Source organism: Pseudomonas sp. WC2 (assembly GCF_050586545.1).
Taxonomy (GTDB): Bacteria; Pseudomonadota; Gammaproteobacteria; order Pseudomonadales; family Pseudomonadaceae; genus Aquipseudomonas.
This window is the reverse complement of sequence record NZ_JBOBDR010000005.1, coordinates 44,114-63,172: the sequence shown is the minus strand read 5'-3', so window position 1 is coordinate 63,172 and position 19,059 is coordinate 44,114. Positions and strand designations below refer to the sequence as shown.

Below are 19,059 nucleotides of genomic sequence, written 5' to 3'. Positions count from 1 at the left end.
CTTATACGGCCATCAGATCCGCTTCTTTTTGCTTGGTAGCCGCGTCGATATCAGCCTCAGCCTTGTCGGTGATCTTCTGAATATCGGCAGCAGCACGACGCTCTTCGTCTTCGCTGATTTCCTTATCCTTGACCAGCTTCTTCAGCTCGCCCAGTGCGTCACGACGAATGTTGCGCACGGCAACACGAGCGTCTTCGGCGGCACTGCGCGCCTGCTTGGTGAAGCCCTTGCGGGTTTCTTCAGTCAGGGCTGGCATGGAGATCAGCAACAACTCGCCGAGGTTGGTCGGGTTGAGGTTCAGACCAGCGCTCTGGATTGCCTTGTCGACCGCCGCGAGCATGTTGCGCTCGAACGCAACGACTTGCAGGGTGCGCGAGTCTTTAACGGTGATGTTGGCAACCTGGGTGATGGAGGTATCCGCGCCGTAGTAAGGCACCATCACGCTACCCAGAATGCTTGGGTGAGCCTTGCCGGTACGAATCTGACCAAAAGCGTGGGTCAGGGAGTCCAGGGATTTTTGCATGCGCTCTTGAGCGTCTTTTTTGATTTCGTTGATCATTGTTGACCTTCCTCGATCAGGGTGCCTTCAGCGCCGCCATGGACGATGTTCAGCAGGGCGCCGGGCTTGTTCATGTTGAATACGCGCAGCGGCATCTTGTGGTCGCGGCACAGGCAAATAGCAGTCAGATCCATCACGCCCAGCTTGCGATCCAGTACTTCATCATAAGTCAGATGATCGAACTTCTCGGCATGCGGGTCTTTGAATGGGTCTGCAGTGTAAACGCCATCGACCTTGGTCGCCTTGAGCACAACGTCGGCGTCGATTTCGATTGCACGCAGACAGGCTGCCGAATCCGTGGTGAAGAACGGATTGCCGGTACCCGCCGCGAAGATCACGACGTCTTTGGAGTTCAGGTGGCGCATGGCTTTGCGGCGATCATAGTGATCAGTCACGCCAACCATGGAGATAGCCGACATCACGATGGCCGAGATATTGGCACGCTCGAGCGCATCGCGCATGGCCAGAGCGTTCATCACAGTGGCCAGCATGCCCATGTGGTCGCCTGTGACCCGATCCATACCGGCTTTGCTCAAGGCTTCGCCGCGGAACAGGTTGCCCCCGCCGATCACCAGACCGACCTGTACGCCGATACCGACCAGTTGGCCGACTTCCAGCGCCATGCGATCCAGGACTTTCGGATCGATCCCGAACTCTTCCGAGCCCATCAGGGCCTCGCCGCTAAGCTTGAGTAGAATGCGTTTATAGCGAGCCTGATAACCACTGCCCTGCTGAGCCATTGCGAATCTCTCCTGCGGCGTATTTTAAAAATTCTTTGCGAGCTGTTTACAGCTGGCGTTCACTCTAGCTTGGCGCTGCTTCAGCGCCATCGGAACATGGCTTTGTAAGTCAGTTCCTGAAGTAAACCAATAAAAAATTGGTTACCCCATCTGAAAAGAGGCTGCGCGCGTGAGCGGGCAGCCTCTTTCGGGCGACAGTTGAAAAACCGTCTTATTGCTTGGCGGCAGCCAGCTGGGCAGCAACTTCTTCAGCGAAGTTGTCGACCGGCTTCTCGATGCCGTCGCCTACTTTGTAGTAGGTGAAGGAAACGATTTCTGCGCCGCCTTTCTTGGCCAGCTCGCCAACCTTGATTTCAGGGTTCTTGACGAACGCCTGCTCAACCAGGCTCGCTTCTGCCAGGAACTTGCTGATACGGCCTTTGACCATGTTCTCAACAATGTTTTCTGGCTTGCCTTTGATCTTCTCTTCGTTCAGCTGCAGGAACACAGCTTTTTCGCGCTCGATCGCTTCAGCCGAAACTTGCGAAGGCAGCAGGAACTCAGGGTTGCTGGCAGCTACGTGCATCGCAATGTCTTTGGCCAGCTCGACGTCACCGCCTTTCAGAGCCACAACAACACCGATCTTGTTGCCGTGCAGGTACGAACCTACAACGTCACCTTCGATACGGGTCAGACGACGGATGTTGACGTTTTCGCCTACTTTGGCAACCAGCGCTTCACGAGCAGCTTCTTGCGAAGCGATCAGCGGAGCAGCGTCGGTCAGCTTGTCAGCGAAAGCTTTTTCAACGCTGGCAGCAACGAAGTTTTTGAAGTCGTCTTGCAGAGCCAGGAAGTCGGTCTGCGAGTTCACTTCCAGGATAACGGCAGCTTTACCGTCGTCCTTGATTGCGATTGCGCCTTCAGCGGCAACGTTGCCAGCCTTTTTCGCAGCCTTGATCGCGCCCGAAGCACGCATGTCATCAATGGCTTTTTCGATGTCGCCGTCAGCCTTTTCCAGGGCTTTCTTGCAGTCCATCATGCCTTCGCCGGTACGCTCGCGCAGTTCTTTAACCAACGCTGCAGTAATTGCTGCCATTTTCAAATTCCTCTTGGATAGGTTTTCAACCATTCCACCCGATCGAACGGGCGTTCAATTCGTCCCGAGCCCCACCTTGTAGCTGCTGCACGTTACAGGAGCTGTAGCTGCGCTGCCGACTAATGGTTTTCGAGGTGGCAAAAAGGGGGCCAAGCCCCCTTTTTGCTTACTGAGTCAACGCCAGGGCGTCAATTACTCAGCTGCAGCCTGAGTTTCTTCAGCTGCGAATTCAACAGTACCGCCAGCAACGTTGTTGCGACCGCGGATGACTGCGTCAGCCATCGAACCCATGTACAGCTGGATAGCGCGGATTGCGTCATCGTTGCCTGGGATGATGTAGTCAACGCCTTCAGGGCTGCTGTTGGTATCGACAACGCCGATTACCGGGATGCCCAGCTTGTTGGCTTCGGTGATCGCGATGCGCTCGTGGTCAACGTCGATCACGAACAGTGCGTCTGGCAGACCGCCCATGTCCTTGATGCCGCCCAGCGAACGATCCAGCTTTTCCAGGTCACGGGAGCGCATCAGCGCTTCTTTCTTGGTCAGCTTGGCGAAAGTACCGTCTTCGGCTTGAACTTCAAGGTCACGCAGACGCTTGATGGAAGCACGAATGGTTTTGAAGTTGGTCAGCATGCCGCCCAACCACCGGTGATCGACGTACGGCGAACCGCAACGTGCTGCTTCTTCAGCAACGATCTTGCCAGCGGAACGCTTGGTGCCGACGAACAGAATCTTGTTTTTGCCCTGGGCCAGACGCTCTACGAAAGTCAGAGCTTCGTTGAACATTGGCAGGGTTTTTTCAAGGTTGATGATGTGAATCTTGTTACGCGCGCCGAAAATGTACTTACCCATTTTCGGATTCCAGTAACGGGTTTGGTGACCGAAGTGCACACCGGCCTTCAGCATATCGCGCATGTTGACTTGGGACATGATAGTTCCTTAATAAGTCGGGTTTGGCCTCCACGTATCCCAATGACCAACCAGTGGCATAAAGCCAAGGGCACCCAGGTCATCGTGTCGACACGTGTGTGGATTTAAGCCTTTCGGGGTATCCCCGGAAAGCGGCGCATTTTATACCACAGGGTGCGCAGAAACGGAACACGAAATCTGTATTCGCACCAAGGACATGGGCGCAGCCCCCTTGGAATCGGCTTCAGGGCCACCATTGTATAGAGAGAAGCGATGCACGCAGGCGCGGATTTGCTCCTTTCGTCTGTTAGAATCGCGTTTTTCAGGGTCGCAAACCGAACACCTGCTGCCCAATCCGTATCTGCAAGCGCCGCCGAGCGCAGAGAGAGCCTGTATGACCGTCAACCTCAAAACCCCCGAGGACATCGCTGGCATGCGTGTCGCCGGCAAACTGGCCGCCGATGTGCTGGAAATGATTGCCGAACATGTCAAACCGGGCGTCACCACTGATGAGCTGAACCAGATCTGCCACGACTACATCGTCAATGTGCAGCAAGCCATCCCTGCCCCGCTCAACTACAAGGGCTACCCGAAGTCGATCTGCACCTCGATCAACCACGTGGTGTGCCACGGCATCCCGAACGACAAGCCGCTGAAAAACGGCGACACCCTGAACATCGACGTGACCGTGATCAAGGACGGCTATCACGGTGACACCAGCCGCATGTTCCACGTCGGCGAAGTGCCGGTCTGGGCCGAGCGCCTGTCGCAGATCACTCAGGAATGCATGTACAAGGCGATCGAGATCGTCAAACCTGGCTGCCGCCTCGGCGACATCGGCGAAGTCATCCAGAAGCACGCTGAAAAGAACGGCTTTTCGGTGGTCCGCGAGTTCTGCGGTCACGGCATCGGCAAAGTGTTCCATGAAGAACCGCAGATTCTGCACTACGGTCGCGCGGGCACCGGCATGGAACTGAAGGCCGGCATGACCTTCACCATCGAGCCGATGATCAACCAGGGCAAGGCCGACACCAAGGTATTGGGCGACGGCTGGACCGCAATCACCAAAGACCGCAAGCTCTCGGCACAGTGGGAACACACCCTGCTCGTGACCGATACCGGCTACGAGATCTTCACCCTGCGCGCCGACGACACCATCCCGCGCATCTCGGCCTGATCCAGAAAACGTTCCCAGCCTTATAGAAGGAAAGCCAATCGATGCCGCAGGTGGATCCCGAACTCTTCGACCGCGGCCAGTTCCAGGCTGAACTGGCCCTCAAAGCGAGTCCTATCGCGGCGTTCAAGAAGGCGATCCGCCAGGCTCGCGAGGTACTCGACACGCGCTTTCGCAATGGCCGCGACATCCGCCGCCTGATCGAAGACCGCGCGTGGTTCGTCGACAATATCCTGCAAAAGGCCTGGGACCAGTTCAACTGGAGCGAAGACGCCGACATCGCGCTGGTCGCGGTCGGCGGTTATGGTCGCGGCGAGCTGCACCCTTATTCCGATATCGATCTGCTGATCCTGCTGGACAGCGCCGACCACGAAGTTTTCCGCGACTCCATTGAGCGTTTTCTCACATTGTTGTGGGACATCGGCCTGGAAGTCGGTCAGAGCGTGCGCTCGGTCGATGAATGCGCCCAGGAGGCCCGAGCCGATTTGACGGTGGTCACCAACCTGATGGAAAGCCGCACCATCTGCGGCCCCGAGCGTCTGCGCCAGCGTATGCTCGATGTCACCAGCACCGCTCACATGTGGCCAGCCAAGGAGTTTTTCCTGGCCAAACGCGCTGAACAAAAGGCCCGCCACCACAAATACAACGACACCGAGTACAACCTGGAACCCAACGTCAAAGGCTCGCCCGGCGGCTTGCGGGATATTCAGACGATTCTCTGGGTTGCCCGTCGCCAATACGGCACGCTCAACCTGCGCGCCCTTGCCGGTGAAGGTTTCCTGGTCGAAAGCGAAAACGCCCTGCTCGCCTCCTCCCAGGAATTTCTCTGGAAGGTGCGCTACGCCCTGCACATGCTGGCGGGCCGCTCCGAAGACCGCTTGCTGTTCGACCACCAGCGCACCATTGCAGGTTTGCTTGGGTTTGAGGGTGACGACGCCAAACAGGCCGTCGAAAACTTCATGCAACAGTATTTCCGCGTGGTGATGAGCATCGCCCAGCTCAGCGACCTGATCATCCAGCATTTCGAAGAGGTCATCCTCGCCCCGGAAGACGAAGCGCCGCCACAACCGATCAATGCGCGTTTCCAGCTACATGACGGCTATATTGAAGCGCGCAACGACAACGTGTTCCGCCGCACACCGTTCGCCATGCTCGAGATCTTCGTGCTGATGGCGCAACAACCGGAAATCAAAGGCGTGCGCGCCGACACCATTCGCTTGCTGCGCGAACACCGTCACCTGATCGACGACAACTTCCGTAACGATATTCGCAACACCAGCCTGTTCATCGAACTGTTCAAGTGCAAGATCGGCATCCACCGCAACCTGCGCCGGATGAACCGCTACGGCATCCTTGGCCGTTATCTGCCGGAGTTCGGTTTCATCGTCGGGCAGATGCAGCACGACCTGTTCCACATCTATACGGTCGATGCGCACACGCTGAACCTGATCAAGCACCTGCGCAAATTGCAGTACACCCAAGTCTCGGAAAAATTTCCGCTGGCGGCCAAGCTCATGGCCAAATTGCCCAAGCCTGAACTCATTTATATGGCCGGCCTGTACCACGACATCGGCAAGGGCCGGCACGGCGATCACTCGGAGATTGGCGCGGTCGATGCCGAGGCGTTCTGCCAGCGCCATCAGTTACCGGTGTGGGACAGCCGCCTGATCGTCTGGCTGGTGCAGAACCACCTGGTGATGTCGACCACCGCCCAGCGCAAGGACTTGTCCGACCCGCAGGTGATACACGATTTCGCTCAGGCGGTCGGCGACGAAACTCGCCTCGATTATCTCTACGTGCTGACCGTGGCCGATATCAACGCGACCAACCCGACGTTGTGGAACTCGTGGCGCGCCAGCCTCTTGCGCCAGCTCTATACCGAGACCAAACGCGCACTGCGCCGTGGCCTGGAAAATCCGGTGGATCGCGAAGAGCAGATTCGCCAGACCCAGAGCGCCGCTCTGGATATTCTCGTGCGCGGCGGCACCGATCCGGACGACGTCGAGCAGTTGTGGGCGCAATTGGGCGATGACTATTTCCTGCGCCACACCGCCGGCGACGTGGCCTGGCACAGCGATGCGATCCTGCAGCAGCCGGTCGATGGCGGGCCACTGGTGCTGATCAAGGAAACCACCCAGCGCGAGTTCGAGGGGGGCACGCAGATCTTCATTTATGCACCGGATCAGCACGACTTCTTCGCCGTGACCGTGGCCGCGATGGATCAGCTCAACCTGAACATTCATGACGCCCGGGTCATTACCTCGAGCAGCCAGTTCACCCTCGACACCTACATCGTGCTCGACAACGAAGGCGAATCGATCGGCGATAACCCGACGCGGGTCAAACAGATCCGCGAGGGTCTGACCGAAGCCCTGCGCGACCCGGATGACTACCCCACGATCATTCAGCGTCGCGTGCCGCGCCAGCTCAAGCATTTTGCCTTTGCGCCGCAAGTGACGATTCACAACGACGCGCAACGCCCGGTGACCGTGCTGGAATTGACCGCACCTGATCGCCCGGGACTGCTGGCGCGGATCGGCGGGATTTTCCTCGAATTCGACCTGTCGCTGCAGAACGCCAAGATTGCGACCCTGGGCGAGCGCGTGGAAGACGTGTTCTTCATCACCGACGCGCACAACCAGCCGCTGTCCGACCCGCTGCTGTGCAGCCGCCTGCAGGACGCGATCGTTGAGCAGTTGAGCGTCAATCAGGAACCCGATATCAAGCTTTCGCGCCTCAGCATCTGATGCGCGCACGGATTCAAATGGCTTAGCACGAGACCCAGCCCCCATGAACAACGCTTTGAACCAGCTCCAGCCTTACCCGTTCGAAAAGCTCCGCGCCCTGCTCGGCACCGTGACACCGAACCCGGACAAACGCCCGATCGCCCTATCGATCGGCGAGCCGAAGCACCGCTCGCCGAGCTTTGTCGCCGAAGCGCTGGCCAACAGTCTGGATCAAATGGCGGTGTATCCGACCACGTTGGGCATTCCGGCCCTGCGCGAAGCCATCGCTGGCTGGTGCGAGCGTCGTTTCGGCGTGCAAAGCGGCTGGATCGACCCGGTGCGCAACGTACTGCCGGTCAACGGCACCCGTGAAGCGCTGTTTGCGTTCACCCAGACCGTGGTCAACCGTGGCGACGACGCACTGGTGGTCAGCCCGAACCCGTTCTATCAAATCTACGAAGGTGCGGCATTCCTCGCCGGCGCCAAGCCGCACTACCTGCCGTGCCTCGACGAAAACGGCTTCAACCCGGATTTCGACGCTGTCTCGCCGGACATCTGGCAGCGCTGCCAGATCCTGTTTTTGTGCTCGCCGGGCAACCCGACTGGCGCGCTGATCCCGGTCGACGTGCTGAAAAAACTGATCGCTCTGGCCGACGAATACGACTTCGTGATCGCGGCGGACGAGTGCTACAGCGAACTGTACTTCAACGAGCAAACGCCACCGCCGGGCCTGTTGACGGCCTGCGTTGAACTCGGCCGCAAGGACTTCAAGCGCTGCGTGGTGTTTCACAGCCTGTCCAAGCGCTCCAACCTGCCGGGCCTGCGTTCCGGTTTTGTCGCCGGCGATGCCGACATCCTCAAAGGCTTCCTGCTCTACCGCACGTACCACGGCTGCGCGATGCCGGTGCAAACGCAACTGGCCAGCGTCGCTGCCTGGAACGACGAAGTCCACGTGCGCGCCAACCGTGCGCTGTATCGCGAGAAGTTCGATGCGGTGCTGGCGATTCTCAGCCCGGTCATGGATGTGCAGCGCCCTGACGGCAGCTTCTACCTGTGGCCGAACGTACAAGGCGATGACGCCGCATTCTGCCGCGATCTGTTCGCCGAGGAGCACGTCACCGTGGTGCCGGGCTCCTATCTGTCCCGCGACGTTGACGGCGTGAATCCTGGCGCCGGTCGTGTGCGCATGGCGCTGGTTGCGCCGCTGGCCGAATGCGTGGAAGCCGCCGAGCGCATCCGCGACTTTATTCTTCGTCACAGATAAGTACCAAGTTCCCGCGCCAGGCAATCTGGCGCGTCGGCTTAATTGCAGGTTACATATCCAGGTATTTCCGCACTTTCGCCTGCTACTGCGCAAAGTTACCCTTCGAGCGCCAACCAACTTAGATAGGCGTCAGATACATATTGTTTTCATGGATGAAACAACTTCCTTACTCAAACCTGGGCTAACGCTCCCGTTTGTCAGTCGACGGCCCCACTCTTCAACCGGCGATTATAGAAATCAATTCAACTGACGTTCCTGTTAACAAAGGGATCGTTAATGATGAACCTACAAACTGTCTGCACCGCGAAACAACCTTCCGAACGGCCGCAATCCTACGCAGTGGCCATTACTGAAAACCCTGCGAACGCGCCGGCCTCTTCTTCGACCCGACAGAAACGCGCCGTCGCCCGCCATACCAACTTCTGGGCGCCCGGTCGTGTGTTGCGCATCGCCTTTCTAAACGGTGAGCCGCCGTTCAAAGAAGCGGTCAAGACCGCTGCCAGCCAGTGGTTGCCGTATATCAACCTGACGTTCGATTTCGTTGAGGGCGAGCAGGGGGATATCCGCATCGCCAGCGAGCCCGGCGCCTACTGGTCGCTCATCGGCACCAACGCCTTGCTGGTCGAAGAAGGGCCGACCATGTTGCTGTCTCCGGACCTGAGGATGCCGGCATTTTTCGCGGCCAATGTGATGCACGAGTTTGGTCATGCGCTGGGGGCGGAACATGAACACCTGCACCCACAAGCGAACATTCCCTGGAACCGCAAAGCAGTGTATCGGGCCCACGGTGTGGACGAAGATGCCGAAGAAGGTGATTACACACGAAATATGGTGGACGAGCGTTACTTCAATCTTCTCAACAGCAGTGAAGTTGATCACAGTCCTTACGACCCCAAGTCGATCATGCACTACGCGATTCGCCAGGAATGGACCGAGGGAGATTTCAAAATCGATTTGAATCTGGTGTTGAGCGAAAAGGACAAAGCCTTCATGAGCAAAGCTTACCCACGACAGAATGCTATTTAAATAACTTCTGCCATTTCTAAAACAAACAACCTCATCAATAAGGATATTGAACATGCAGGCTCGCGACTTTGTAAAAATGCTCAGCCCTGAACGAGATTCGAACGTACGGCCTAAACGTTCAGTCGGTTACTCGAACGCCTTTTGGGAAAACGCCAGCACCGTCACGTTTTCCTTTATGGACGATGTGTCGGATGAATTGGCTTACCGCATCGAAATGGCGATGCGTCAGTGGGAGCCCTTTGTCAGCCTGGCGTTCGAGTTGGTCGAGAATGGCAAAGGGCAGATCCGCATTGCGCTGGGCGGCACGGCCAATTACTCCGCGATCGGCACCAACGCCTTGAGAATGGCCGCGCAAGAACCGACCATGGCCATCGGTCTAGACCCTGCCAGCCCTTATTTCGAGGCGACGGTGATTCACGAATTCGGGCATGCGTTGGGCTTTCACCATGCGCATCTTCATTCCGATGCCAATATTCAGTGGAACAAACCTGCGGTGTATGCGTTTTACAACAAAGAGGTCAACTGGGATGAAGAGGAAGTTGACCTCAATCTCTTTGGTATCGAATCCGGTTCGACGGTTTTACAGGGCGAGTACGACAGGCATTCGATCATGCACTACGCGATTCCCGGTTTCCTCACCCTGAATAACGCCTGGTTTGCCTTCAACACCAAGCTCAGCGACGGCGACAAGCGTTTCGCCAGAAAGGTTTACCCCGCCATCGATTACCGTGCCGACCCTATTTGACCTGCCCCAGATTGGCCTCGCTCAAATCGAGATCCGCCAGCACTTCCCTGAGCACGTCATCGCCGATCTGGTGTTGACGGCTGAGGCTATAGAGTTCCAGGCGCTGCGCCCGTAGCGCCTTCAAGCGTAAACGGCGCTCCAGCAGATCCATCTGGAACGCCAGCGCCTGGGCTTCGGCCGAGTCATTGAAGACTTCGAGTTGATGGCGATATTCGGACATGATCCGCGCCTTCAACTCCGTCGCCAGCGCCGCTTGAGCCGCATCCTGCGGGGCGGCTTCTTCAGTCTCCAGCGCATGGATCGCCGCTTCGGCGGTCTTGCGCCAAGCGTCGCGCACTTCCTGGCGGCGCTTGTCGTCCGGACTCTTTTCGATGCCGCGCAACAACAGCGGCAAAGCGATACAGGCCGAGATCAGCGAGAGCAGAATCACGCCCGCCGCGATAAAGATCAGCAGATCACGCTCCGGAAACGCTTCTGCGCCCATCAACATCGGCACCGACATCACACCCGCCAGCGTCACCGCCCCGCGCACGCCACCGACGGTCAGCAGCCAGCAAGAGCGCGCTGTCGGCACTTGAGTCAGATCGCCTTTACCGCGCAAACGCCGCAACAGCACCGACAAACGCCAGATGCTCTGCACCCAGACAAACCGCAGCAGCACCAGGGCGAGGAAGATCGCAATGACATCGAGGCAGCGATAAAACAGCGTCGGCCACAACGTCGGCTCATGGCTGACCACGGCTTTGATGATGTCCGGCAGTTGCAGACCGAGCAGCAGGAAGATCAGACCGTTGAAGGCAAATTCCAGCAGCGACCAGACGCTTCGGTTGAGCAAACGCGTGCTGGTCTGGCGGGGCAGCAAGTCGAGCCAGCTCTGCATCATCCCCGCCGCGACCGCCGAAAGAATGCCCGACACGCCGAGGCGTTCAGCCAACACATACGCGGCGAACGGCAGCAGCAACATGAACACCACATGCGTCGCCGGATCGTCCCAACCCCGCGCGATCATCCACGAGCGCAGGCGCCCGACCAGCCAGCTCAATGCCACGCCAACCGCCAGACCACCGAGCGCTACGACGACAAAGCTCAGGCTGGCGTTGGTCAGCGAAAACACCCCGGTGATGGCCGCGGCCAAGGCGAACTTGAACGTCACCAGACCCGACGCATCGTTCATCAGCGCCTCGCCTTGCAGGATGTGCATCAGCGGCGTCGGCAAGCGGTTCTGGGCAATCGCCGATACGGCCACGGCGTCAGTGGGCGACAACACCGCGGCCAGCGCGAAGGCGACCGGCAAGGGAATCGTCGGCAATAACCAGTGAATGAAGTAGCCGGCGCCGACCACGGTAAACAGCACCAGCCCGACCGCCAGCGTCAGGATCGGCCCGCGCAAATGCCAGAACTCGCGCTTGGGCATGCGCCAGCCATCGGAAAACAACAGCGGTGGCAGGAATAGAAACAGAAACAGCTCGGGATCGAGCGCCACGTGCAGCCCCAAGGTCGGCCAAGCGAGCAAGGCACCGGCGGCAATCTGTACCAGAGGAAGCGGCAGCGGGATAACCCGTCCGACCAGACGCGAGACACTGACCAGCATCAGCAGGATCAGCACGGTGTAAGCAGTTTGCATAAAGCGGAAATCTCAGACAATCGACAGCGTTGAACTGCCATATTAGCCGCTTAGGCTGTGTCTGACCGTTGCACCTATGTCGCACGCCCTCATCGCCATTCCAGTCTGGGAGCGAGCTTGCTCGCGAATGCGGTAGATCATTCAACACTGATATTGACTGAAACGGCCCTTTCGCGAGCAGGCTCGCTCCCACAGGTTTTGCAGCCATGCGACAACCGTGGCCGACGAAACCGTTTGGTCATGGCATAATCCGTCACCATTTTTCTCCAGCACCTGTAAAGGGGGCGATTCCTTGACCGTTTCAAGTAAAACGTTGCACCTTTTCGGCATCAAAGCCTGCGACACCATGAAGAAGGCGCGCACCTGGCTCGATGAACACGCTGTCAGCTACGACTTTCACGATTACAAAACCGCCGGCATCGACCGTGAGCACCTGACCCAATGGTGCGACGAACACGGCTGGCAAACGGTGTTGAACCGTGCAGGCACGACCTTTCGCAAACTCGACGACGAACGTAAAGCCGATCTCGACCAGTCGAAAGCCATCGAACTGATGCTCGCTCAACCCTCGATGATCAAGCGCCCGGTGCTCGATCTCGGTGACCGAACCCTGATTGGCTTCAAGCCAGATATCTACGCGGCCGCTCTGAAGTAAGCAGCCCGTCACTCTTTGTAGAGGTGTATTTACATGTCCAATTCCCTGTTCAGCATCGCCTTTGGTGTCGGCACTCAGAATCGTCAAGGCGCGTGGCTGGAAGTGTTCTATGCACAGCCACTGCTCAATCCTTCGGCTGAACTGGTCGCCGCCGTTGCGCCGATCCTCGGTTACACCGAAGGCAACCAGGCCATCACCTTCACCACCGCCCAAGCCGCGCAACTGGCTGAAGCGGTGAAAGGCATCGACGCCGTGCAAGGCAAGCTGCTGACCCGTCTGGCCGAAAGCCACAAACCGCTGGTCGCCACCCTGCTGGCCGAAGACGCGCAGCTGACCTCGACGCCTGAGGCGTACCTCAAGCTGCACCTGCTGTCGCACCGTCTGGTCAAGCCGCACGGCGTGAGCCTGGCCGGGATTTTCCCGCTGCTGCCGAACGTTGCATGGACCAGCCAGGGCGCCATCGACCTCAGCGAACTGGCGGAAATGCAACTGGAAGCCCGTCTGCGTGGCGACCTGCTGGAAGTGTTCTCGGTGGACAAGTTCCCGAAAATGACCGACTACGTGGTTCCGGCCGGCGTGCGTATCGCTGACGCGGCACGTCTGCGTCTGGGCGCTTACGTCGGTGAAGGCACCACCGTGATGCATGAAGGTTTCATCAACTTCAACGCTGGCACCGAAGGCCCGGGCATGATCGAAGGCCGTGTCTCGGCTGGCGTGTTCGTCGGCAAGGGTTCCGACCTGGGCGGCGGTTGCTCGACCATGGGCACCCTGTCGGGCGGCGGCAACATCGTGATCAAGGTTGGCGAAGGCTGCCTGATCGGCGCCAACGCCGGTATCGGTATCCCGTTGGGCGACCGCAACACTGTTGAGTCGGGCCTGTACGTGACCGCCGGCACCAAGGTGGCGCTGCTCGACGAAAACAACAACCTGGTCAAGGTTGTGAAGGCGCGTGAGCTGGCCGGTCAGACTGACCTGCTGTTCCGTCGCAATTCGGAAACCGGCGCGGTGGAATGCAAAACCCACAAATCGGCGATCGAACTGAACGAAGCGCTGCACGCTCACAACTAAGCAGCCATACGATCCCCCTGTGGGAGCGAGCTTGCTCGCGAAGGCGTCCGGTCCGTCAACAGCAGTGCTAATGACACGACGCTTTCGCGAGCAAGCTCGCTCCCACAAGGTTCGGTGTACATCCCGCCCAAGTTCACAGGGCTGAACAGATGATGATTCCCTCCCCCTGGCGTGCCGATTTTCCGGCCATCGCCGCGCTGCAACGGCAAGACCAGACCTATCTGGACAACGCCGCCACCACGCAAAAACCCCAGGCCCTGCTCGACGCACTGACGCATTACTACGCCAACGGCGCAGCCAATGTGCATCGCGCGCAACACCTGCCCGGCGCGCATGCCACGCAGGCGTTCGAAGACAGTCGGCGCAAGGTTGCCCAGTGGCTGAACGCCGGTGACAGCGGGCAGATCATCTTTACCCACGGCGCCACCAGTGCGCTGAATCTCCTGGCCTATGGCCTGGAACATCTTTTCCACGCGGGCGATGAAATTCTCATCAGCGCCCTGGAGCATCACGCCAACCTGCTGCCGTGGCAGCAACTGGCGCAACGGCGCAATCTGAAACTGGTGATTCTGCCGCTGGATGCCGACGGCCTGATCGATCTCGCCGCCGCCGTGCACTTGATCGGCCCGCGCACGCGTTTGCTGGCGATCAGTCAGTTGTCCAATGTGCTCGGCGCCTGGCAGCCACTGACCGCGCTGTTGGGCATGGCCAAAGCGCAGAACGCACTGACCGTGGTCGATGGCGCGCAAGGTGTGGTGCATGGTCGGCACGACGTGCAAGCGCTGGGTTGCGACTTCTATGTATTTTCCAGCCACAAGCTGTATGGCCCTGATGGCCTCGGCGTGCTGTTCGGGCGCAACGCTGCGCTTGAGCAATTGAAGCCTTGGCAGTTCGGCGGCGAAATGGTGCTGGAAGCCAACTACCACGACTCGCGCTTCCGCCCTGCTCCGCTGGGTTTCGAAGCGGGTACGCCGCCGATTGCCAGTGTGATCGGCCTCGGCGCGACCCTCGATTATCTGGCCGGGTTGGATCAGGAAGCGGTGTCGGCCCATGAAGCGGCGCTGCATGATTATTTGCTGCGTGGCCTCGCGGCGCGTAACGGCATTCGATTGCTCGGCAAGCCGCAATTGGCCTTGGCCAGTTTTGTCGTCGAGGGTGTGCATAACGCTGATCTGGCGCACCTGCTGACTGAGCAAGGGATTGCCGTGCGCGCCGGCCATCACTGCGCGATGCCGCTGTTGAAAAGCTTCGAACTGGCCGGGGCGATTCGGGTGTCGCTGGCGCTGTACAACGATTCGGAAGATCTGGAACGCTTCTTTGAAGCACTGGATCAGGCGCTGGAGTTGTTGCGATGAGCTTGCCGGTCGAGGCCGCCGAAGCGCTGCAAATTTTTCAGAACGCATCCGGCTGGGAACAGCGGGCGCGGTTGTTGATGCAGTTTGGTGATCGTCTGCCGCCGTTGAGTGACGCCGACAAGTGCGATGCCAACCGGGTGCACGGCTGTGAGAGTCAGGTGTGGCTGGTTGGGGAATTGCACGACGGTCACTGGCAATTCAGCGCCAGCAGCGATGCGCGGATGATTCGTGGGTTGGTGGCGTTGTTGCTGCTGCGGGTTAACGGCTTGTCGGCGGCTGAGTTGCAGCAGATTGATTTGCCTGATTGGTTTAATCAGTTGGGCCTGTCGCGCCAGCTATCGCCCTCGCGCAGCAATGGCCTCAATGCCGTGCTACAGCGGATGAATGAGTTGGCCGGTTAATCGCTTTCGCGAGCAGGCTCGCTCCCACATTGGAATGCATTTCCCTGTGGGAGCGAGCCTGCTCGCGAAGAGGCCTTCAGCCTCACCATCAAACCTGAGGTTTAACCCGGTCTGAAGGACGCCGAACACCCGCGACAATCTTGTCCACAGCCTTGGTCGCCGCGACCATGCCGAACGTCGCCGTGACCATCATCACCGCGCCAAACCCACCCGCGCAGTCAAGCTTCACGCCGTCGCCGACAAAACTTTTCTGCAAGCAAATGCTGCCATCCGGTTTCGGGTAGCGCAGTTGCTCCGTGGAAAACACGCACGGCACGCTGTAATGGCGGGTCACGGTGCGCGAAAAACCATAATCACGACGCAACGTCGAGCGCACTTTCGAGGCCAACGGGTCATTGAACGTGCGGTTGAGATCGCACACCTGAATCAGCGTCGGATCAATCTGTCCGCCCGCGCCGCCGGTGGTGATGATCTGGATCTTGCGGCGTTTGCACCAGGCGATCAGCGCTGCCTTGGCGTTGACCGCATCGATGCAGTCGATCACGCAGTCGATATTTGGCGTGATGTATTCGGCCATGGTGTCGCGGGTGACGAAGTCAGCCACCGCGTGCACGGTGCAATCCGGGTTGATCCCGCGCAGGCGCTCGGCCATGACTTCGACCTTGGGTTTGCCGACGGTGCTGTCCAGCGCGTGCAACTGGCGGTTGGCGTTGCTGACGCAGACGTCATCGAGGTCGAACAGCGAAATCTCGCCGACGCCACAACGGGCGATGGCTTCCGCCGCCCAGGAGCCAACGCCACCGACGCCGACGATCGCCACATGGGCCGCACGCAAGCGCTCCATGCCTTCGATGCCATACAAACGGGCGATGCCTGCAAACCGCGGATCTTCTGTACTCATGACCATTACCCCAAAAACCGGCGCGCATTATAGGGCCACGCAGCGACAAGTTCTAAGCCTGCAGCTACAAGTGTAAGAACTTAAGTCAAAGAGGCTTGCCCAATGTGAGTAATTTCCCCGTCTGTTGTACGACTGGCGAACTACCGGTGTAGGATGCGCGCCCCTTTGGCGTACAGCCTGCCGATCCTTCGTTCCACAGCCTTTGGAACCTGAAACAGCTATGTCATCGCGTAAATTTGGACTCAACCTGGTGGTGGTTCTGGCAATCGCTGCCCTGTTCACCGGTTTCTGGGCGCTGATCAATCGCCCGGTTTCCGCACCGAACTGGCCGGAGCAGATCTCCGGTTTCTCCTATTCGCCGTTCCAGCAGGGACAATATCCGCAGAAGGATCAGTATCCGTCTGACGAGGAAATGCGCCGCGACCTGGAGATCATGAGCAAGCTGACGGACAACATCCGCATCTACTCGGTTGACGGTTCGCTGCAAGACATCCCGAAACTGGCCGAGGAATTCGGTCTGCGCGTGACGCTGGGGATCTGGATCAGCCCCGACCAGGAACGCAACGAACGGGAAATCACCCGCGCCATCGAGTTGGCCAACACTTCACGCAGCGTGGTTCGCGTGGTGGTGGGTAACGAAGCGATCTTCCGTAAGGAAATCACCGCGCAAGAGCTGAGCGTGTTGCTTGATCGCGTGCGCGCGGCGGTGAAAGTGCCGGTGACCACCTCGGAGCAATGGCACGTTTGGGAAGAACACCCGGAACTGGCCAAGCACGTTGACCTGATCGCCGCCCACGTTCTGCCTTACTGGGAATTCATCCCTGTCGATAAGGCCGGGCAGTTCGTTTTCGACCGCGCTCGCGACCTGAAAAAGATGTTCCCGAAAAAGCCATTGCTGCTGTCCGAAATCGGCTGGCCGAGCAACGGTCGCATGCGCGGTGGTGCCGATGCGTCGCCGGCGGATCAAGCGATTTACCTGCGCACACTGGTCAACAAGCTAAACCGCCAAGGCTTCAACTACTTCGTGATCGAGGCGTTTGACCAGCCGTGGAAGGCCAGCGACGAAGGCTCGGTGGGCGCGTACTGGGGCGTTTTCAACGCCGCGCGTCAGCAGAAATTCAATTTCGAAGGCCCGGTGGTCGCGATCCCGCAATGGCGCGTGCTCGCGGTGGGTTCGGTGGTGCTGGCGCTGTTGTCGCTGACCCTGCTGATGATCGACGGCTCGGCCCTGCGTCAGCGTGGACGGATCTTCCTGACCTTTATCGCCTTCCTTTGCGGTTCGGTGCTGGTGTGGATCGGTTACGACTACAGCTTGCAATACAGTACGTGGTTCAGTCTGACGGTCGGATTCCTCTTGGCGCTGGGTGCGCTCGGCGTGTTTATCGTCTTGCTGACCGAAGCCCATGAACTGGCCGAAGCAGTGTGGATTCACAAGCGCCGGCGCGAATTCCTGCCGGTTGAAGGCGACTCCAGCTATCGGCCGAAAGTGTCGATCCACGTGCCTTGCTACAACGAACCGCCGGAGATGGTCAAACAGACCCTCGACGCCCTCGCTGCTCTCGATTACCCGGACTACGAAGTCCTGATCATCGACAACAACACCAAGGACCCGGCGGTGTGGGAACCGGTGCGCGACTACTGCGAAACCCTCGGCCCGCGCTTCAAGTTCTTCCACGTTTCGCCCCTGGCCGGTTTCAAGGGCGGGGCGCTGAACTACCTGATTCCGCACACCGCGAAAGACGCCGAAGTGATCGCGGTGATCGACTCCGATTATTGCGTGCACCCGAACTGGCTGAAGCACATGGTGCCGCACTTCGCCGACCCGAAAATCGCCGTGGTGCAGTCGCCGCAGGATTATCGCGACCAGAACGAAAGCACCTTCAAGAAGCTCTGCTACGCCGAATACAAAGGCTTCTTCCACATCGGCATGGTCACCCGTAACGACCGTGACGCGATCATTCAGCACGGCACCATGACCATGACCCGTCGTTCGGTGCTGGAAGAATTGGGCTGGGCCGACTGGTGCATCTGCGAAGACGCCGAACTCGGTCTGCGCGTGTTCGAAAAAGGCCTGTCGGCGGCGTATTACCACAACAGTTACGGCAAAGGGCTGATGCCGGATACGTTCATCGACTTCAAGAAACAGCGTTTCCGCTGGGCCTACGGTGCGATTCAGATCATCAAGCGCCATACCGGCAGCCTGCTGCGCGGCAAGGACACCGAACTGACACGCGGCCAGCGTTACCACTTCCTCGCGGGCTGGTTGCCGTGGGTCGCGGATGGGATGAACATCTTCTTCACCGTCGGCGCGCTGCTGTGGTCGGCGGCGATGATCATCGTGCCGCAACGGGTCGATCCGCCGCTGCTGATCTTCGCGATCCCGCCATTGGCGCTGTTCGTGTTCAAGGTCGGCAAGATCATCTTCCTGTATCGCCGCGCCGTCGGCGTGAATTTGAAAGATGCGTTCTGCGCGGCACTGGCCGGCCTGGCGTTGTCGCACACCATCGCCAAAGCGGTGCTGTACGGTTTCTTCACCAGCAGCATTCCGTTCTTCCGCACGCCGAAAAACGCCGACAACCACGGCTTCTGGGTGGCGATTTCCGAAGCGCGGGAAGAGTTGTTCATCATGCTGCTGTTGTGGGGCGCGGCGCTGGGGATCTTCCTGGTCAACGGCATGCCGAGCAACGACATGCGTTTCTGGGTGGTGATGTTGCTGGTGCAGTCGCTGCCGTATCTGGCCGCGCTGATCATGGCGTTCCTGTCGTCGCTGCCCAAACCTGCGCCCGAGCCTGAGCCGGCGCCGGTCGTCTAAATCCTCATCGATGCACTAAACGGCG

Annotated in this window: 16 protein-coding genes; 10 read left to right on the top strand and 6 right to left on the bottom strand. The window is 59.0% G+C overall.

Annotation, left to right across the window (positions count from 1 at the left end; genetic code table 11):
* Position 1 precedes the first annotated feature (1 nt).
* From frr to rpsB, 4 genes are all read right to left on the bottom strand, one after another.
* A complete protein-coding gene (gene frr / locus ACQ4OE_RS07495; RefSeq protein WP_034156333.1) occupies positions 2-559 on the bottom strand; it encodes a ribosome recycling factor in 558 nt (185 codons plus the stop codon).
* Positions 556-1,299 (bottom strand): UMP kinase, encoded by a 744-nt coding sequence (gene pyrH / locus ACQ4OE_RS07490; RefSeq protein ID WP_003222124.1) that lies wholly within the window; start codon positions 1,297-1,299, stop codon positions 556-558. The genes frr and pyrH overlap by 4 nt, the downstream gene beginning before the upstream one ends.
* A 211-nt stretch (positions 1,300-1,510) precedes the next feature.
* Positions 1,511-2,374 (bottom strand): translation elongation factor Ts, encoded by an 864-nt coding sequence (gene tsf, locus ACQ4OE_RS07485; RefSeq protein ID WP_430946247.1) that lies wholly within the window; start codon positions 2,372-2,374, stop codon positions 1,511-1,513.
* Between the two features lie 192 nt (positions 2,375-2,566).
* A complete protein-coding gene (gene rpsB, locus ACQ4OE_RS07480; RefSeq protein WP_003222119.1) occupies positions 2,567-3,304 on the bottom strand; it encodes a 30S ribosomal protein S2 in 738 nt (245 codons plus the stop codon).
* Between the two features lie 373 nt (positions 3,305-3,677).
* Here rpsB and map point away from each other — a divergent pair, with 373 nt between their 5' ends.
* The 5 genes from map to ACQ4OE_RS07455 all read left to right on the top strand — a co-directional run bounded on the left by map (position 3,678) and on the right by ACQ4OE_RS07455 (position 10,218).
* Positions 3,678-4,460 carry a type I methionyl aminopeptidase gene (map, locus tag ACQ4OE_RS07475; protein WP_016985097.1) on the top strand — a complete coding sequence of 261 codons (783 nt, stop codon included), beginning with the start codon at positions 3,678-3,680 and terminating at the stop codon, positions 4,458-4,460.
* Positions 4,461-4,501: 41 nt separating this feature from the next.
* Entirely contained in the window at positions 4,502-7,204 is a 2,703-nt protein-coding gene (locus tag ACQ4OE_RS07470) for a [protein-PII] uridylyltransferase (RefSeq protein WP_122591349.1), read from the top strand.
* Positions 7,205-7,247: 43 nt separating this feature from the next.
* Positions 7,248-8,447, top strand: coding sequence for a succinyldiaminopimelate transaminase (dapC, locus tag ACQ4OE_RS07465; RefSeq protein ID WP_430946246.1), 1,200 nt, complete (start codon positions 7,248-7,250; stop codon positions 8,445-8,447).
* Positions 8,448-8,726: 279 nt separating this feature from the next.
* Complete coding sequence (locus ACQ4OE_RS07460; protein ID WP_430946245.1) at positions 8,727-9,473, top strand: hypothetical protein; 747 nt, start codon at positions 8,727-8,729, stop codon at positions 9,471-9,473.
* A gap of 52 nt (positions 9,474-9,525) precedes the next feature.
* A complete protein-coding gene (locus ACQ4OE_RS07455) occupies positions 9,526-10,218 on the top strand; it encodes a M12 family metallopeptidase (protein WP_430946244.1) in 693 nt (230 codons plus the stop codon).
* Here ACQ4OE_RS07455 and ACQ4OE_RS07450 read toward each other — a convergent pair.
* On the bottom strand, positions 10,211-11,842 hold the full coding sequence (locus ACQ4OE_RS07450) for a Na+/H+ antiporter (protein WP_122591341.1): 1,632 nt from the start codon (positions 11,840-11,842) through the stop codon (positions 10,211-10,213). The genes ACQ4OE_RS07455 and ACQ4OE_RS07450 overlap by 8 nt on opposite strands.
* Before the next feature lie 292 nt (positions 11,843-12,134).
* On the opposite strand from ACQ4OE_RS07450, the gene ACQ4OE_RS07445 reads away from it, so the two are divergent.
* The 4 genes from ACQ4OE_RS07445 (at position 12,135) to ACQ4OE_RS07430 (ending at position 15,321) form a co-directional block, all read left to right on the top strand.
* Complete coding sequence (locus ACQ4OE_RS07445) at positions 12,135-12,497, top strand: ArsC family reductase (protein ID WP_003222107.1); 363 nt, start codon at positions 12,135-12,137, stop codon at positions 12,495-12,497.
* Positions 12,498-12,530: 33 nt separating this feature from the next.
* Positions 12,531-13,565 (top strand): 2,3,4,5-tetrahydropyridine-2,6-dicarboxylate N-succinyltransferase, encoded by a 1,035-nt coding sequence (gene dapD / locus ACQ4OE_RS07440; protein WP_122591337.1) that lies wholly within the window; start codon positions 12,531-12,533, stop codon positions 13,563-13,565.
* A gap of 149 nt (positions 13,566-13,714) precedes the next feature.
* The gene (locus ACQ4OE_RS07435; RefSeq protein ID WP_430946243.1) at positions 13,715-14,920 is read left to right on the top strand and encodes an aminotransferase class V-fold PLP-dependent enzyme; all 1,206 of its coding nucleotides are present in this window, start codon (positions 13,715-13,717) and stop codon (positions 14,918-14,920) included.
* Positions 14,917-15,321 carry a SufE family protein gene (locus tag ACQ4OE_RS07430; protein WP_430946242.1) on the top strand — a complete coding sequence of 135 codons (405 nt, stop codon included), beginning with the start codon at positions 14,917-14,919 and terminating at the stop codon, positions 15,319-15,321. Before ACQ4OE_RS07435 ends, ACQ4OE_RS07430 begins: the two co-directional genes overlap by 4 nt.
* A gap of 88 nt (positions 15,322-15,409) precedes the next feature.
* Here ACQ4OE_RS07430 and tcdA read toward each other — a convergent pair whose 3' ends face one another.
* Entirely contained in the window at positions 15,410-16,228 is an 819-nt protein-coding gene (tcdA, locus tag ACQ4OE_RS07425; RefSeq protein WP_122591331.1) for a tRNA cyclic N6-threonylcarbamoyladenosine(37) synthase TcdA, read from the bottom strand.
* Positions 16,229-16,442: 214 nt separating this feature from the next.
* Between tcdA and ACQ4OE_RS07420 the strand changes: the two genes are divergently transcribed.
* The gene (locus ACQ4OE_RS07420; RefSeq protein WP_122591329.1) at positions 16,443-19,034 is read left to right on the top strand and encodes a glycosyltransferase; all 2,592 of its coding nucleotides are present in this window, start codon (positions 16,443-16,445) and stop codon (positions 19,032-19,034) included.
* The last annotated feature ends 25 nt before the right edge of the window (positions 19,035-19,059 follow it).